This is a genomic window from Thermodesulfatator autotrophicus, from assembly GCF_001642325.1.
In the GTDB taxonomy this organism is placed as follows: Bacteria; Desulfobacterota; Thermodesulfobacteria; order Thermodesulfobacteriales; family Thermodesulfatatoraceae; genus Thermodesulfatator; species Thermodesulfatator autotrophicus.
This window is the reverse complement of sequence record NZ_LSFI01000110.1, coordinates 1-897: the sequence shown is the minus strand read 5'-3', so window position 1 is coordinate 897 and position 897 is coordinate 1. Positions and strand designations below refer to the sequence as shown.

General features: G+C 38.2%; 1 protein-coding gene and 1 pseudogene. One reads left to right on the top strand and one right to left on the bottom strand.

The features are described 5' to 3' along the window. Window positions 1-184 (top strand): annotated as a pseudogene (locus TH606_RS11950) (hypothetical protein); the annotation flags it as partial. Window positions 185-523: 339 nt separating this feature from the next. Here the strand turns inward: TH606_RS11950 and cas6 are convergent. Continuing rightward, window positions 524-897 (bottom strand): CRISPR system precrRNA processing endoribonuclease RAMP protein Cas6 (cas6, locus tag TH606_RS11170; protein ID WP_157627929.1); only part of this gene is annotated, 374 nt, incomplete at its 5' end.

The window sequence follows — 897 nt, the reverse complement described above, 5'->3', positions numbered from 1 at the left end:
AGAAAGAGGGACAGGCGAAATTTTTAGACAACGAATGAAATACTTTACCGAGAGTCTAGCTATAGGGAGTCAAAGTTTTGTAGAGAAGGCGGCGCTAAAAATAAAAAGATTTTTCGGGCTCAAAAAGGAGAAGAGGTGTAAGAGATTAAGAAATATGGCAGAAATTGATATAGTTTTCCTATAATTTAAGACTTTTGAAAGATAAATTGGTGTATGGCCTATTGATTATACGCTTTGTTTGTTCTTCTCAAAGCGATGGTTCTTCTCACAGAAATAATGGGAAATGTGCTCTGCGCGAAAACGAACTATACAAAGGAAAATGCCATTTAGAGCATGCGTTTTTCATCGGTGTAAATTCCGTAGAGGCCAGGGCGATCCATAGGATTGCTTCCATTTTCAGTTATTTGTGTGACAAAGAAGATTAGGAGCCAATGTTTCTATGAAAAAGTTTTAAAGGCACGAGCCAGTTCATGTACGTTTAGAACTCGGCCAGGAATCTAATTAAAGCTTAAACGAAATCAGCTTAGGAAGATATAATTCTGTAATATCCGAAACCAAAACTTGTGTTTTTCCCAACGTGTACAAACTCGCCCGCCCTTAAAAGAGAAGTAAAGGGCGTAATGTCGCCTTCAAAAGAAACTTCACCAACAAGACCCCGCAAAGGCATTTTTTGTTTAGTTCGCGCAGAATAGCGCGTAATTTCAACTAATCTTAACTTTTTCCCCGCGGTATTAATTTTTTGGGCCTCTTCTATAAGGCCTTTAAAATCAATGTTAAGCTCTTTTTCTGCGTGAAAAAAAGAAAGTGCTGAAAAACGGCGCAAAAGATTTCTTATAAAAATATGAAAAGAAAACACATCGGGCCGCACCCATAGTGTTTCGTCAACTGTGTCCGCAG